Genomic DNA, 14,878 nt, shown 5'->3' with positions numbered 1-14,878 from the left:
TTGGTTCTGCCTTTTTTCTTTTTTTTCTTCTTTTCCTTTTTCCTTCCTCCTCCACCTCCCCCCCCCCCCCCCCCCCCCCCCCCCCCCCCCCCCAAGGCCCTACGTACAGCCCCGCTCCCCCGAGGCAAGTTCCACGCACGCGCGCATCTCGCCCGGCTCCTTCACCGCCACCATCGGGGTGTACGCGATCGTCTCGCCGACCGTGGTGATGCCGCCGGTCTGCCGCACATGACCCACCGTCACCCGGACGGTGTCCCCCTGTACCGCCCTGACGATCCGGCCCCAGGCGGCGCCGCACGTGTCGCTGTAGCGGACCTCCAGCAGGGTCGTGCCGACGGTGACGCTGTGCGCCGTGGTGACGTGCTCGCCGCTGCACCCCGACTCCTCGGGGTCCCTGCCGGTGCAGTCCGGGCCGGCGCACAGCACGCCCGGAGGCAGGACGCGGGTGGGAGTGGCGGACGGGACCGGCGTCCCGGCCGCGGTCCGGTTCCCCTCGGCGGGTCCGCCGTCGGTCAGGAGGAAGGCGCCCACGGCGACGATCACCGCGCCGAGCGCGCCCGCCAGGAACATCGCGGGGCGGCGCGCGGGGCGGCCGGCGGCGGCCGGTGGGTGTGCCGCAGCGTTCTCGGAACCACCCGGCGCCGGGGCCGTCACGGTGCGGGCGCGGGAGAGGCGTACGGCCTCGGTGGCGTTGCCGTGGCGCAGTTCAGAGCGGCTCCAGGCGCGCTCGGCCAGTTCCCACAGGGTGACCAGCGGGATCGGGTCGGTGCCGGTGACCTCGGCCAGGGCGACGACCGCGCCCTTGGGGGCGAGCAGCCGACCGTCGAGGTAGCGCTCCCAGGACACCTTGCCGTAGCCGGTGCGGTCGGCGAGCGTGGCGACGCTCGCACCGGCGCCGTCCGCGATCCGGCGCAAGCGCGTGACGAACTCCCCGACCTGCGGATCCAGCGCGTCCGGCAGGTCCTCCCAGCGAGGCATCGATCCCCCTCCTCAGCCGCGTCCCCCTGCGGCCACGGTAGCGCCCGGCCGGACGCCACGGCTCTGCCGGCGGGATCGGTTCCCGGACCGGGCTCGACTGTGGCGGGGCGCGTACACGGTGGCGGAACGGTCACCGCTGTGCCACAGCGCACGGCCAGGCGTTGAACAGGTCGTTCACGGTGCGGCAGCGTGGAACACGACGGCGGCCCGTCCTTCTCGGGGGAGAGGACGGGCCGCCGTACGCGTGCGCTCGGACGTCAGCCGTCGACGGTGAAGTGCAGGGTGTCCTTCAGGAAGGGGATCTGGAGCCACGGGCTGGGCTGGGCCATCAGCGCCAGCAGGACGATCGCCGCGCCCAGCACGCCGTACGTCGCGATGTCGGTGAAGCGGGAGCGGACGGCGAGCATGCCGACGCCGGGCAGGACCCAGCGCAGGGCCGCGCCGGCGAGCAGGGCGGCGCCGATCAGGATCGTGCCGACGCGGAACTGGTCGAAGGCGGTCACCAGCAGGCCCACGGCGACCAGGCCGAGGACGGAGAGGATCGGCCACTGCCGGGCGGGGGCCGGGGCGTCTCCGGGCGCGGCCCGGCCGCCTCCCTCGGGACGGGCGGTGTCCCTCGTGAACAGGGGGAAGCGGCGCGTGACGCGGCGCGGGGTGCCGTCCGCGTCGGGCGCGCTGACCGGGCCGCGGGCGACGGGCTCCACGAACGCCTTCTCCTCGGCGGACATGTTCGCGTCACCGCCTTCGGCACGGTCCGTGGCATCGGTGGCGCCGTCGGGGGCGCCGTCGGGGTGGTTGCCGTTGTCAGCCGACACTGCGCTCCGCCGCCTCGACCACGTTGACGAGCAGCTGGGCACGGGTCATCGGGCCGACGCCGCCGGGGTTCGGGGAGATCCATCCGGCCACCTCGCGGACGTCCGGGTGGACGTCGCCCACGATCTTGCCCTCCGCACTCCGGGAGACGCCCACGTCGAGGACGGCGGCGCCCGGCTTGACGTCCTCGGCGCGGACCAGGTGGGCGGAGCCCGCGGCGGCGACGATGATGTCCGCCCGCCTGAGATGCGCCGACAGGTCACGGGTGCCGGTGTGACACTGGGTGACCGTGGCGTTCTCGCTGCGCCGGGTCAGCAGCAGCGGCATCGAGCGGCCGATGGTGACGCCGCGTCCCACGACCACGACCTCGGCGCCCCTGATCTCGACGCCGTGGCGGCGCAGCAGGGTCAGTACGCCGTTGGGGGTGCAGGGCAGCGGGGCGGGTTCGTTGAGGACGAGGCGGCCGAGGTTCGTCGGGTGCAGGCCGTCGGCGTCCTTGGCGGGGTCCATCAGTTCGAGGACGCGGTTCTCGTCGATGCCCTTGGGCAGCGGGAGTTGCACGATGTATCCGGTGCAGTCCGGGTCCTCGTTCAGCTCGCGGACGACCGCCTCGATCTCCTCCTGCGTGGCGGTGCCGGGCAGTTCGCGCTGGATGGAGGCGATGCCCACCTCGGCGCAGTCGCGGTGCTTGCCGGCGACGTACTTCTGGCTGCCGGGGTCGTCCCCGACGAGGATCGTGCCGAGGCCGGGCGTGACGCCCTTCTCCTTCAGCGCCGCCACGCGGGCGGTCAGGTCCGACTTGATCTCGGCCGCGGTGGCCTTGCCATCGAGAATCTGGGCGGTCATGGACCCATCCTCCCGGATGACGCCCTCCCTGTTCCAATCCGGGTGACTCCGCCGCCGGGGCCCCGCCCCGACCCGGTGCGACGATCATTGCGGCGATGATCCACGGGGTTGCACTTGCACAACACCCGGGCTGACCGGCTGGACACGAACCGGCCGCTGACGAACGATTGAGGCCCAGTGCCGCGGGCAGTACCGGGGGGACGCACCGCATCCGTACGACCTTCCTCCGCACGTGCCGCGCGTCGCCCCCGCACCCGAGCGCACACGGAGGAAGGACCGCCATGAGCTTCGGCGAGCCGAACAACCCCTACGGGCCGCCGCCCCAGCAGCCTCCGGCCACTCCCGGCCACGGCCGGCCACAGCAGCCGCCCGCCCCCGGTCACGGCGCCCCGCAGGCCCCGCCGTACCAGCAGTCGCCGTACCAGCAGCCGCCGTACCCGCAGCAGGCGTACCCGCAGCAGCCGTACCCGCAGTACCCGGGCGGGGATCCGGGGTACCAGGGCGGCTACCACCCCGGCGGCCCGGTGGAGATGCCGCGGCCGACCCGGGTCGCGCAGATCCTGGTGGGCGTGATCGCCCTGGCGCACGCGATCCTCGCCGGCGCGTACGTCTACTTCCTGACCCAGTGGGACGAGGTGATGACGGAGGCGGGCATCACCGGCGACCCCGAGACGGAGGAGTTCGCCGACCTGGGCAAGGGGGTCGTCGTGTTCTTCCTCTGCCTGGCCACGGTGTTCGCCGTCCTCGGCCTGATCCTGCTGCTCCAGTACGCCAAGGGTGGCAACACGGTGCGCGTCTGCTCGATCGTCTACGGCTCGTTCGCGATCGTCACCGGCATCTTCATGCTCGCCTACTGGGGCCTCGGCCTGATCCTCATGGCGGTCTCCGTCCTCCTGATCGTCCTTGCCGCGAAGCGCGAGAGCGCGGGCTGGTTCCAGCGCCACCGCTACTGATCACCGGGGGCGCCCACCGCGCCGCGCGCGCCGAACGGTTCGCGCCGTGCACGCCCGAGGGCCGTGCACGGCGAGGGCCGTGCCGGACCCGCCCCCAGGGCGCCACGGCCCCCCTCGCGTCGCCCTGCCCACCTGTGCCGGATCGCGCCACGCGCCTGGGCCGCCGACCGCCGGGCGCTTCTCCCCGCCGCCTGCCGGACCTCGCACAAGAGGGTGGACGACGCGGACGGACTCCCCCCGAAGTACCGCGACCACGCCGACCACGCCACCCCTGCCTCGAGGAGCACACGCCGTCCGGCCGGCAGCGCCCCGAGACGTCCGAGGTACCTGCCCGCCTCCCGTGCCGCCACCGTGGAGCCTGCGTACCGCGGGCCGGGCGGTGCGACACCCGCGGGGGGGGAGACGGGGGCTGGGCGACGACTGGCGGCGCGTCCGCCCGAGTCCTGCGCGCGCCTGCGCCACCGGGCGTCGACGGCGTGGACGACGGACGGAGGCGGACGAAGACGGGCGGTCCGGCACCGTGCCGGACCGCCCGCCCTCACGTCACCCGCCGATCGGCGAAGGAGCCGATCAGTGGAAGAAGTGCCGCGTCCCCGTGAAGTACATGGTGACGCCCGCCTTCTTCGCGGCCTCGACGACCAGCTCGTCACGGACCGAACCGCCCGGCTGGACCACGGCCTTCACCCCGGCCTCGACGAGGATCTCCAGCCCGTCCGGGAAGGGGAAGAACGCGTCGGAGGCCGCGTAAGACCCCTGCGCGCGCTCCGCGCCGGCCCGCTCGACGGCGAGCTTCGCGGAGTCCACCCGGTTGACCTGACCCATCCCGACACCGACCGAGGCGCCGTCCTTGGCGAGCAGGATCGCGTTGGACTTCACGGCCCGGCAGGCCCTCCAGGCGAAGGCCAGTTCGGCCAGCTCGTCGGCGGTGAGCGCCTCGCCGGTCGCCAGCGTCCAGCCGGCCGGGTCGTCGCCCTCGGCCTGGAGGCGGTCGGCGACCTGGAGCAGGGCACCGCCGTCGATCGGCTTGACCTCCACGGGGTGGGCGGGGCCGTCGGGGCAGCGCAGGACGCGGATGTTCTTCTTCTTGGCCAGGGTCTCCAGCGCGCCGTCCTCGTAGGCGGGCGCGACGATGACCTCGGTGAAGATCTCGGCGACCTGCTCCGCCATCTCCTTGCTGACCGGCCGGTTGACGGCGATCACGCCGCCGAACGCCGACAGCGGGTCGCAGGCGTGCGCCTTGCGGTGCGCCTCGGCGACGTCCGCGCCGATCGCGATGCCGCACGGGTTGGCGTGCTTGATGATCGCGACAGCCGGCTCGGCGTGGTCGTAGGCGGCACGGCGGGCGGCGTCCGTGTCCGCGTAGTTGTTGTACGACATCTCCTTGCCGTGCAGCTGCTCGGCCTCCGCCAGGCCGCCCGTGCCCGCGGTGTAGAGGGCGGCGGGCTGGTGCGGGTTCTCGCCGTAGCGCAGGGTGTGCGCGCGCTCCAGGCTGGTCGCGAGGAACGAGGGGAACGGCGAGTCGTCGGCCGGGGCGTAGGAGGAGGCGAACCAGGAGGACACCGCGATGTCGTACTCGGCGGTGTGCCGGAAGGCCTCGGCGGCGAGCCGCTTGCGGCCGGCCAGGTCGAAGCCGCCGCCCTTGACCGCGGTCAGGACGTCGGCGTAGCGCTCGGGGCTGGTGACCACGGCGACCGACGGGTGGTTCTTGGCGGCGGCGCGCACCATGGACGGCCCGCCGATGTCGATCTGCTCGACGCACTCGTCGGGCGAGGCGCCGGAGGCGACCGTCTCGCGGAACGGGTACAGGTTCACGACGACGAGGTCGAACGGCTCGACGCCCAGCTCCGCGAGCTGCCGCCGGTGGTCCTCCAGCCGCAGGTCGGCGAGGATGCCGGCGTGCACTCGGGGGTGCAGGGTCTTGACGCGGCCGTCCAGGCACTCGGGGAAGCCGGTCAGCTCCTCGACCTTGGCGACGGGGACGCCGGCGGCGGCGATGCGGGAGGCGGTGGACCCGGTGGAGACGAGGGTGACACCGGCCTCGTGCAGCCCGCGGGCCAGCTCCTCGAGGCCGGTCTTGTCGTAGACGCTGACGAGCGCGCGACGGATCGGCCGCTGGGTGCTCTCGTTGCTCTCGGCGGTCACTGGATAACTACCTTTCGTCCCTCGATGCGATAGCCGTTGCGGGCGAGGCGCCCCACGACCTCGACGAGCAGCCTTCGCTCGACTTCCTTGATGCGCTCGTGCAGCGCGCTCTCGTCGTCCTCGTCCCGGACCTCCACGACCCCCTGCGCGATGATCGGCCCGGTGTCGACGCCGTCGTCGACGAAGTGGACGGTGCAGCCGGTGACCCGGGCGCCGTACGCGAGCGCGTCCCGCACCCCGTGGGCACCGGGAAAACTGGGGAGCAGGGCGGGGTGGGTGTTCACGAACCGCCCACCGAACCGCGCCAGGAACTCCTTGCCGACGATCTTCATGAACCCGGCGGACACCACGAGGTCGGGCTCGTGGGCGGCGACGGCCTCCGCGAGGGCGGCGTCCCACGCCTCCCTGGTCTCGTGGTCCTTCACCCTGCGCACGAAGGTCGGGATGCCGGCCCGCTCGGCCCGTGCGAGCCCCTCGATGCCGTCCCGGTCCGCGCCCACGGCCACGATCTCGGCGCCGTACGCCTCGACACCGGTCGCGGCGATCTCGTCGAGCAGCGCCTGAAGATTCGTACCGGAACCGGAGACCAGCACGACGAGGCGCTTGGCCACGGGCTTGGCGGCCACGATGGGGCCCTTTCTCGGGGGAGCGTCTGTCCGTCGGCCCGCTCCGCGACGCCGCGCTTGTGCATTCGTACGAATGCTTCGCGTCCCGGTATACGGGGAAGTCTACGAAGCGGCCGACCGTCAGCAACGATACCGGCACACCGGACGTCCCCCTCGGGACGGGGGCGTGGCCGGAAGGTAGCGTCTGGGGCGAGCGGGCTCGGGAACGCGGTCGTCGTGCGGAGCGTTTCCCAGGTGACCGCTCACACCGGACAGCCGTATTCGGTCGCCTCGGCCGCCGAGCCGTGACCGCCGTCGTGATACTTAGGGGAAGACGCTCTCTTGATGCCGGACCGCAGTCTGCGACTCCTCACGCTCCCCCCGCAGTCACCACAGGGAGGGGAGCGCGGCGCCGTGCTGCTGCGGGAGCGCCCAGCCACCCCGCCCGCCGCCACCACGGGCCGCGAGAACGGCGGCGAGGGCCCCTCGCCGAAGGACTCCTCGCCGAAGGACGACAATCCCTTCGCCCCGCCCCCGGAGGGCACCCCGGACCGCCCCTGGCAGCCGCGCCGCCCGCCCCAGGGCGGCGGCGAGCCTCCCTCCGGCGACAGCCCTTCCGGGTACTCCCCCTGGGGCAGTCAGTGGAGCGACCGCCAGCCCGGCCGCTCCGGCGGCGGCTTCGGCGAGCGCCCCGGCAGCCCTCCCGAGGGCGACGGCGGCCCCGGCTCCGCCCCCAACCCCCCACGCTGGGACCCCAAGGACCCGTCCCAGCGCCGCGCGCGCTACGCCCTGCTGTGCGGCATGTGGGCCTTCTTCTTCGCCCTCTTCGGCTGGCCCTACGTCGCCCTGCTGCTCGGCGCGCTGGCCCTCAACTGGGGCATCAGCGCGCTGCGCGCCAAGCCGCGCACCCCCGACCCGGACAACCCCGGGCCACCCGCCCGCCCCCAGACGACGGCAGCCGTCAGCGGCCTTGTCACCGCGTCCCTGGCCTTGGCACTGGTGGCCCTCACCTTCACCGCGCGGCTCGTCTACAGCGACTACTACACCTGCACCGACGACGCCCTGACCAACGTGTCCAAGCAGGCCTGCAACGACCTCCTGCCGGAGCAGCTCCGGGACGTACTGGGCGGCAACCGCTAGGAGCCGGTGGGCTCCGCCCCAGCACCCCGGACGCTGCCCCACCCTCCCCCCCCCACGCCGGGCTGTGCTCGAGGGGGGGCACCGTCCCGAAACGGCAGGCTGTAACGGCCCGTCCGGGGGCGCCCCCTTCGGCGGAGGTCGAGGAAGAGACCGTTGAGGCCGACAGCGAGGGACGGCGGGGGCGGACGGTAAGGGGCAGCGGGACGACCGGGGGGCGCAAGGTCGGGGCGGGAAGGCGCCGGGACGGCGGGGCGGGAACCTTCACGCCCTTCACGGCGTCCCGGCGCCTTCCTCCCGTTCGAAGTCGTACGGCTCGACCCCTTCCTCCCGCTCGAAGTCGTACGGCTCGGCATCGGGGCCGGGCGCGGCAGCGGGCACGGACACCGAAGCGACCGCCACCGCCCCCCGCCCCCACCACCCCCGCAACACCAGCGCCACCGGCAGCCCCACTCCCACCGCCCACGCCCCCACAGCCGCCCCCACCTGCCACCCCACCGGCCCGAACCGGGCCAGGCTCCCCACCCCCAGCGGCCCCCCGGCCATCCCCGCCAACGCCCCGAACCCGACCGCGCACACCGACCCCGCCATCCCCACCACCCCCACGGTCCGCTTCCAGGACCAGCCCCCGGCCCCGGCCCGCACAGCTCCCCGAGCCACAAACACCCCCACCGCCACCCCGGCCAGCAGGGCCACCACCCCCGCGGCCCAGTTCAGCCCCCCGCCCACCCCCGCCTCCGGCACCGCCGCCAGCAGCGGGAACGGCGGCAGCACGGGAGCCGGATCCGAGGCCGACGGCGCCACCGGATGCCCGACCCCCACCACGAACCCGGGCCCCACCGCATACGCGGCCCCCCACACCGCCGCGTTGGGCACCAGCACCGCACACAGCAGCAGCACCGCGAACCGCCCCGCCCACCCCTGCGCCAGCTCCAGGAACGCCCCGCGCGCCGCCCCGATGTGCCACACCGACGAGACCGCCACCAGCAAGGCCCCACCCCCCACCAGCACCGCGGCCCCCGCCCCCGCCGCCCGTACGGCCACCCCCACCCGCTCGCGCCCCTCCACCCCGAGCACCAGCCGTCGCACCCCGCGCGGCAGCAGCACGAGCACCCTTTCCACCGGCGAGCAGGGACACCCGTACGCCGTCCACACCCCGACCCCCGCCACGGCGGCCACGACCGCCGGCAGGTACAGCAGCGCCCAGGCCCAGGAGGGCCGCAGGGCGCCCCCGGCCGCGTACCCCACGGCGACCGCCGCGACGGCGAGATACCCGAGGACGACCCCCGCCCACGCGGTACGCGCGCTCACCAGGGGAGCGCCTTCGTCCCCGTCCACCGTGTCCCGCGCGGCCCGGTGCAGCAGCCACACCGGCAGGACGAACAGCAGCAAGGGCGTGACGCCGAGCGGCGCGGGAACGCCGGACAGGGTGTCGGCCCGCACCAGTTCCACCCCGTGCGCCAGCAGCCACAGCGCGGCGACGACTTGCAGCGCGCCGCCGGGCCCGCTGTCGGGGTAGGGCGAGCTGATCCACAGGAGCATCACCAGCGCGGCCAACGAACCGAGCCCGAGCCCCGCCGCCAGCGCACCGGCGAGCAGTCCGGCGGTCAGCCCGGGGGAAGGGTCCCGCGTGCGGGCGAGAAGGAGCGACAACGACGAACGGCGAGCGGTCATCCGGATCACGCCCGCCATGGTCCCAACGACACGCGCTTTCCCGCCGTAACAGGCGAACCCCCGTTGTGTCGCTCAATATACGTTTATGTACTTTTTCGTACGAAGGGGTGCCCTGTGACGCAGAGCTTCGACACCCCGCTCCCCCCACCCCAAGAACGCCGACGGCTGCGCGAGAAGGCGTCGCTGACGCAGGCTCAGCTGGCGGCACGGCTGGGCGTCAGCAGGGAGACGGTGCGCGCATGGGAGACCGGCCGCTCGACTCCGAGCGGCCGCAAGAGGGAGTCGTACGGAAAACTGCTGGCCTCGCTGTCGGTCGAGCCGTCGGCGGACGTGACGGCCCCGCAGAACGAGGAGCCCGCGCCAGAGCTGACGACGCGTCCCGTCCGAACCGGGAGACCCCGCCCGCCCACACCGACCGTCGCTCCCACACCCACCGTCCCTCCCACACCCACCGCCACCCCCACCGTCACACCCACTCCGGCCCCCAGCCCCGTCCCGGCCCGCACCGCCCCACTCGCCGCACCATCCCTGGCCTCCGCCCCTCTGACCCCCGCTCAGGCCTTCGACGCCCTGTACGCCTTCTGCGCCCCCGCCCTTGTTCGCCAGGCCTATCTCCTCACCGGCCGCCGCGAACTGGCCCGCGAGTCGGTCGAGCAGGCCTTCCAGGTCGCCTGGCAACGCTGGCCCGAGGTGGCTGTCGACCCGGACCCGGCGAGCTGGGTCCGGGCGACGGCGTACGAGTACGCGCTGTCGCCCTGGCATCGGTTCCGCCCCCGTTACCGCCACCCCGAACCCCCGCCGGCGGACGCCGCCGACCGCGCCCTCCTCGACGCGCTCCTGACACTTCCGCCGTCCTACCGCCGCACCCTCCTGCTGTACGACGGGGTCGGCCTGGGGCTGCCGGAGACCGCGGCGGAGACGGAGGCGAGCACCCCGGCGGCGGCGAGCCGCCTGCTGCACGCGCGCGCGGCGATCGCCTCCCGTCTGCCGGATCTGGCGGAACCGGGCGAGTTGCACCGCCGTCTGGCGCGGACGGCGTCCACGGAACGCCTGCGCGCCGCCAAGCCCCCGACGGTACGGATGGGCAGCGAGCGCCGAGCGCGGTTCTGGACCAGGGCGGCGATCGCCGTCACGGTGGCGATCATCGGCGCGACGGCCCTGACCCTGCACTCGGCCCCCACCCGCTACGAACCCCCGGTGCCGCCCGGCGAGACCGTCCGCGGCGTCCCCCCGAGATCGGCGCCCGGAAACCTCTCGACGGCGGAACTCGCCCTCAGGGCCAAACTCCGGGCAGAAGCGGCGAACGGCCCCGAGAAACTCCTGCCGGAGCCCCGCTGACGCGGACACCGCGGGAGGCACACCGTCCGGACACACCGGTGGGCCCGCCCCTCAAGGGGACGGGCCCACCGACGCTCGGCCGAAGAGAACCGCTCAGCCGGCCAGGATCTCCCGCGCCAGCTTCGCCGTCTCGGTCGGCGTCTTGCCGACCTTGACGCCGGCGGCCTCGAGGGCCTCCTTCTTCGCGGCGGCCGTGCCGGAGGAGCCGGAGACGATGGCGCCGGCGTGGCCCATGGTCTTGCCCTCGGGCGCGGTGAAGCCCGCGACGTAGCCGACGACCGGCTTCTTCACGTTCTCCTTGATGAAGGCCGCGGCACGCTCCTCCGCGTCACCACCGATCTCACCGATCATGACGATCAGGTCGGTGTCGGGGTCGGCCTCGAAGGCGGCCAGCGCGTCGATGTGCGTGGTGCCGATGACCGGGTCGCCACCGATGCCGACGGCGGACGAGAAGCCGATGTCACGCAGCTCGTACATCATCTGGTACGTCAGCGTGCCGGACTTCGACACCAGGCCGATACGGCCCGGCTTGGTGATGTCGCCCGGAATGATGCCGGCGTTCGACTGGCCCGGCGTGATGAGACCGGGGCAGTTCGGGCCGATGATCCGCGTCTTGTTGCCCTTGGAGACGGCGTACGCGTAGAACGCGGCCGAGTCGTGGACCGCGATGCCCTCGGTGATGACGACCGCGAGGGGGATCTCGGCGTCGATGGCCTCGACGACGGCGGCCTTGGCGAAGGCCGGCGGGACGAAGAGGACGGACACGTTGGCGCCCGTCTTCTCGATCGCCTCGGCGACCGTGCCGAAGACCGGGATCTCGGTGCCGTCGATGTCGACGGACGTGCCCGCCTTGCGGGGGTTCACGCCACCGACGATGTTGGTGCCGTCCGCCAGCATGAGCTTGGTGTGCTTCATGCCCGTGGCACCGGTCATGCCCTGGACGATGACCTTGCTGTCCTTGTTGAGGAAGATAGCCATGGCTGTGTCTGTCCCTCTTCCTTACTTCGCAGCCGCGAGCTCGGCGGCCTTGTCGGCCGCGCCGTCCATGGTGTCCACGCGCTGCACCAGCGGGTGGTTGGCGTCGGAGAGGATCTTGCGACCCAGCTCGGCGTTGTTGCCGTCGAGGCGGACGACGAGAGGCTTGGTGACTTCCTCGCCCTTGTCCTTCAGCAGCTGGAGCGCCTGCACGATGCCGTTGGCGACCTCGTCGCAGGCGGTGATGCCACCGAAGACGTTGACGAAGACGGACTTGACGTCCGGGTCGCCGAGGATGATCTCCAGGCCGTTCGCCATGACGGCGGCGGAGGCGCCGCCGCCGATGTCGAGGAAGTTGGCGGGCTTGACCCCACCGTGGGCCTCACCGGCGTACGCGACGACGTCGAGGGTGCTCATGACGAGACCCGCGCCGTTGCCGATGATGCCGACCTCACCGTCGAGCTTGACGTAGTTGAGGTTCTTCTCCTTGGCCGCGGCCTCGAGGGGGTTGGCCGCCGCGTGGTCGACGAGCGCCTCGTGGTCGGGGTGGCGGAAGTCCGCGTTCTCGTCCAGGGAGACCTTGCCGTCGAGGGCGATGACGTCGCCGGAGGCGACCTTCGCCAGCGGGTTGACCTCGACGAGGAGGGCGTCCTCCTCGATGAAGGTCTTCCACAGCGTCACGAGGACGTTGACGACCTTGTCGGCGACGTCGGCCGGGAACTTCGCGGCCTCGACGATCTCGCGGGCCTTCTCGGGGGTCACACCCTCGTTGGCGTCGATGGGCGTCTTGGCGACGGCCTCGGGGCGGGTGGCCGCCACCTCCTCGATCTCCATGCCGCCCTCGACGGACGCGATGGAGAGGAAGGTGCGGTTGGTGCGGTCCAGGAGGAAGGAGACGTAGTACTCCTCCAGGATCTCCGGGGCCGTCTCGGCGATCATCACCTTGTGGACCGTGTGGCCCTTGATGTCCATGCCGAGGATGTCCGTCGCACGGGCGACGGCCTCGTCCGGGGTGGCGGCGAGCTTCACGCCACCGGCCTTGCCACGGCCGCCGACCTTCACCTGGGCCTTGACTACGGACTTGCCACCGAGACGCTCAGTGGCTGCGCGGGCCGCCTCAGGCGTGTCGATGACTTCACCGGCCAGCACCGGTACATCGTGCTTGGCGAAGAGGTCCCTCGCCTGGTACTCGAACAGGTCCACGCGCTTCCGTCCCTATCAGTGATCTCGCGGTTCGTTGTCTGCGTGGGCGTGCCGCGAGGGCAACGTGACGTCCGCCGTCTGTCAGTCACAAGGGAGGCGCACACGGTGTCCGAGCGCGCGGCATGTCCGTCTCGCAGGTTATCGCTGCTTGCGGGGGGCCTCTAAATCGAGGGTCACACCTGAGCGGTGATACCTGTCACATGATGCCGGGATCACTGGCACGCCGTGCCGCCTGTGAGGAGACGTGCGATGAACGGGGACGGGGCGGGGGCGGAGCGAGAGGGGCCTCACCGGGCTGGGGTTGGCCCGGTGAGGCCCCGTGCGCAGCCCCGGAGGGGCCCAGGGCCGGTCGTCCCCACCCCGATGGGGACGACCGGCCCTGTTCCGCGGGTGCGTACGGCCCGACACGACCGACGGCTTTCGGCCGTCCGGGCCCTCTCCCCGCGGAGCGGGCGCCCCGACGGCGTCGTAGCGGCCGACGGGGAGTGGGCGGGGCCCGCGGGGCGCGGTGCACGGGTGCACCCGTCGCGTGGCGGGCCGGTGGATCAGCTGCGGCGGGTCTGCGCGGCGTCGCGCACCGGTCCGGGGGCGACCGCGTCGACAGCCGCCGCGGCGCCGGTCAGGGCGTGGCGGGCGGTCGCGTGGGCGGCGGAACCGGCGGTGCCGGCCAGGCCGTACACCGATGAACCTGCGTCACCGGTCACGTCGCGGGCGAAGGGCCCGACCGGGGACGTCAGGTCCTGGGCGAACCCGTCGGCCGTACGGGTGACGGTCCGCGCGAAGGGTTCGACAGGGGAGGTGACGTCGTGGGCGAAGGGTCCGACCGGAGCCGTCGCCTCCGCCGCGAAGGGTGCCAGGGGCGCGGTCGCCTCCCCGGCGAAGGGGCCGACCGGGGCCGTGACGTCCTGGGCGAACACCACCACCGGAGCGGCCACTTCGTGCGCGAGCGCGACGACGGGGGCGCCGACGGCTGCGGTCACCGCGTGCCCGAACGGCACCACCGGGGCCGTCGTGTCCTGGGCGAACGGCACGACGGGTCGCGTCACCTGCTGGGCGAAGGGTGCGACGGGCGCGGTCAGGTCCCCGGCGAGCGGGGCCACGGGGGCCGTCAGGTCCGTGGCCAGCGGGGTGACCGGGGCTGCCACGGCCGCGGTGAAGCCGTGCACCGTGCCGGTGGCGCCCAGGGCGAAGGAACCGGCCTGGCCGCCGACGTCGTACACCAGCGTGGCCGCGTCCGCGGCGGCCCGCCCGACGACCGGGACGGCGGCCCGCACGGCGGTGTGCGCCACGGGCGGCAGTACGGCGCCCGTCGCGTCGTGGGCGACCTCGCCGACGAGCCCGGTGGCGTACGGCGGCACGTCCGAGACGACGCCCCCGGCGACCGGCCGCAGACCCCGCACCGCTCCGCCGACGACCGGCTGGACTTCGCCGACGACCCCGCCGGCCAGCGCGGTCGCCGCACCGGCCGTGTGCCCGCCGACGGGAGCCAGGCCGTGCGCCGCCTGCCCGACGACCGGGACGGTTCCGCGCACCGCGCCGGTCGCCACGGGTCCCGCCCCGTCCACCGCGGAGGCGGCCACCGGCGGGACGACCCCCTCCGCGGTGTCTCGGACGGCCGGCGCGCGCTTCGTCCGCACGGCGGCCAGCGCCTGCTCCACCTCCGGCGCGAAGGCGGCGAGAGGTCCGAAGAGGTAGTCGACGTCGGCGCCGGCCGCCGGGGCGGCCGCAAGACCGGGAGCGCCGGGAGCGCCGAGGGCGACGGGGGTGACGGGAGCGCCGAGGGCGACGGGGGCGTCGGCGTCGCTGACCTCTCCGGCGAGCCCGGTGGTGGTGACGGTGTGCGTGGCATCGGTGGCCATGCCCTCGGGGCGGATCTCCGAGCGGGCCTCCGCGGCCGCCCGCGCGCCCTGGATCGCCTGCGCGCCCCGGACCTCGGCGGCCCGCGGGACGACGGCGCCCGCGTCGGTGACCTTTCCGGTGACGTCGGTGGTCGGGAGGGTGTCGCCGAGTGTGCTGTCGGGCGCGCCGTCGAGGGTGTCGTCGACCCCGCAGGTCACGTCCGGCAGGGTGAGGGAGGAGGCCGGCAGCTCGTCCGCGCTCGCCGCTGTGGAGCCGAGCGCCCACGCGCCCGTGACACCGGCGGCTATGACGAGGGAACGACGGATGTTCTTGTTCATGCGTACGTCAGATCCTTGAGACTGGAAGACATCCGGC

The 14,878-nt window shown here is 73.6% G+C and carries 12 protein-coding genes; 3 read left to right on the top strand and 9 right to left on the bottom strand.

The genetic code is table 11. The features are described from left to right. Positions 1-99 precede the first annotated feature (99 nt). The 3 genes from ACZ5Y0_RS04265 to ACZ5Y0_RS04255 form a co-directional block, all read right to left on the bottom strand. Entirely contained in the window at positions 100-978 is an 879-nt protein-coding gene (locus ACZ5Y0_RS04265) for a helix-turn-helix domain-containing protein (protein ID WP_469127078.1), read from the bottom strand. Between the two features lie 257 nt (positions 979-1,235). Then, the gene (locus ACZ5Y0_RS04260) at positions 1,236-1,706 is read right to left on the bottom strand and encodes a DUF3017 domain-containing protein (RefSeq protein WP_469127498.1); all 471 of its coding nucleotides are present in this window, start codon (positions 1,704-1,706) and stop codon (positions 1,236-1,238) included. 76 nt (positions 1,707-1,782) lie between these two features. Beyond that, entirely contained in the window at positions 1,783-2,637 is an 855-nt protein-coding gene (locus ACZ5Y0_RS04255) for a bifunctional methylenetetrahydrofolate dehydrogenase/methenyltetrahydrofolate cyclohydrolase (RefSeq protein ID WP_469127077.1), read from the bottom strand. A gap of 281 nt (positions 2,638-2,918) precedes the next feature. Between ACZ5Y0_RS04255 and ACZ5Y0_RS04250 the strand changes: the two genes are divergently transcribed. Next, complete coding sequence (locus tag ACZ5Y0_RS04250) at positions 2,919-3,590, top strand: hypothetical protein (protein ID WP_469127076.1); 672 nt, start codon at positions 2,919-2,921, stop codon at positions 3,588-3,590. Positions 3,591-4,160: 570 nt separating this feature from the next. Here the strand turns inward: ACZ5Y0_RS04250 and purH are convergent. Together purH and purN are read right to left on the bottom strand one after the other, a co-directional pair. Continuing rightward, the gene (purH, locus tag ACZ5Y0_RS04245; protein ID WP_469127075.1) at positions 4,161-5,732 is read right to left on the bottom strand and encodes a bifunctional phosphoribosylaminoimidazolecarboxamide formyltransferase/IMP cyclohydrolase; all 1,572 of its coding nucleotides are present in this window, start codon (positions 5,730-5,732) and stop codon (positions 4,161-4,163) included. After that, on the bottom strand, positions 5,729-6,358 hold the full coding sequence (purN, locus tag ACZ5Y0_RS04240) for a phosphoribosylglycinamide formyltransferase (protein ID WP_469127074.1): 630 nt from the start codon (positions 6,356-6,358) through the stop codon (positions 5,729-5,731). Before purN ends, purH begins: the two co-directional genes overlap by 4 nt. A gap of 324 nt (positions 6,359-6,682) precedes the next feature. Here purN and ACZ5Y0_RS04235 point away from each other — a divergent pair, with 324 nt between their 5' ends. Then, positions 6,683-7,477 (top strand): hypothetical protein, encoded by a 795-nt coding sequence (locus tag ACZ5Y0_RS04235; RefSeq protein ID WP_469127073.1) that lies wholly within the window; start codon positions 6,683-6,685, stop codon positions 7,475-7,477. A 270-nt stretch (positions 7,478-7,747) separates the two neighbouring features. On the opposite strand, the gene ACZ5Y0_RS04230 is transcribed toward ACZ5Y0_RS04235, so the two are convergent. Further along, positions 7,748-9,166, bottom strand: a complete 1,419-nt coding sequence (locus tag ACZ5Y0_RS04230) for a cell division protein PerM (protein ID WP_469127072.1) — start codon at positions 9,164-9,166, stop codon at positions 7,748-7,750. A 96-nt stretch (positions 9,167-9,262) separates the two neighbouring features. Here ACZ5Y0_RS04230 and ACZ5Y0_RS04225 point away from each other — a divergent pair, with 96 nt between their 5' ends. Beyond that, positions 9,263-10,486 (top strand): helix-turn-helix domain-containing protein, encoded by a 1,224-nt coding sequence (locus ACZ5Y0_RS04225; RefSeq protein ID WP_469127071.1) that lies wholly within the window; start codon positions 9,263-9,265, stop codon positions 10,484-10,486. Positions 10,487-10,579: 93 nt separating this feature from the next. On the opposite strand, the gene sucD is transcribed toward ACZ5Y0_RS04225, so the two are convergent. The 3 genes from sucD to ACZ5Y0_RS04210 form a co-directional block, all read right to left on the bottom strand. Continuing rightward, positions 10,580-11,464 carry a succinate--CoA ligase subunit alpha gene (sucD, locus tag ACZ5Y0_RS04220; protein ID WP_363118531.1) on the bottom strand — a complete coding sequence of 295 codons (885 nt, stop codon included), beginning with the start codon at positions 11,462-11,464 and terminating at the stop codon, positions 10,580-10,582. 21 nt (positions 11,465-11,485) lie between these two features. After that, the gene (gene sucC, locus ACZ5Y0_RS04215; protein ID WP_467514515.1) at positions 11,486-12,664 is read right to left on the bottom strand and encodes an ADP-forming succinate--CoA ligase subunit beta; all 1,179 of its coding nucleotides are present in this window, start codon (positions 12,662-12,664) and stop codon (positions 11,486-11,488) included. A gap of 545 nt (positions 12,665-13,209) precedes the next feature. Beyond that, a complete protein-coding gene (locus ACZ5Y0_RS04210) occupies positions 13,210-14,841 on the bottom strand; it encodes a hypothetical protein (protein ID WP_469127070.1) in 1,632 nt (543 codons plus the stop codon). Positions 14,842-14,878 lie beyond the last annotated feature (37 nt).

The sequence above is a fragment of the Streptomyces sp. NPDC033216 genome (assembly GCF_055577115.1).
The sequence above is the reverse complement of the archived record's forward strand: the minus strand, read 5'-3'. Positions and strand labels throughout refer to the sequence as shown.

Coding starts and splice junctions, on each gene's coding strand:
- ACZ5Y0_RS04265 (WP_469127078.1), bottom strand. CDS start 978: ATGCCTCGCTGGGAGGACCTGCCGGACGCGCTGGATCCGCAGGTCGGG.
- ACZ5Y0_RS04260 (WP_469127498.1), bottom strand. CDS start 1,706: ATGTCCGCCGAGGAGAAGGCGTTCGTGGAGCCCGTCGCCCGCGGCCCG.
- ACZ5Y0_RS04255 (WP_469127077.1), bottom strand. CDS start 2,637: ATGACCGCCCAGATTCTCGATGGCAAGGCCACCGCGGCCGAGATCAAG.
- ACZ5Y0_RS04250 (WP_469127076.1), top strand. CDS start 2,919: ATGAGCTTCGGCGAGCCGAACAACCCCTACGGGCCGCCGCCCCAGCAG.
- ACZ5Y0_RS04235 (WP_469127073.1), top strand. CDS start 6,683: ATGCCGGACCGCAGTCTGCGACTCCTCACGCTCCCCCCGCAGTCACCA.
- ACZ5Y0_RS04230 (WP_469127072.1), bottom strand. CDS start 9,166: ATGGCGGGCGTGATCCGGATGACCGCTCGCCGTTCGTCGTTGTCGCTC.
- sucD (WP_363118531.1), bottom strand. CDS start 11,464: ATGGCTATCTTCCTCAACAAGGACAGCAAGGTCATCGTCCAGGGCATG.
- ACZ5Y0_RS04210 (WP_469127070.1), bottom strand. CDS start 14,841: ATGAACAAGAACATCCGTCGTTCCCTCGTCATAGCCGCCGGTGTCACG.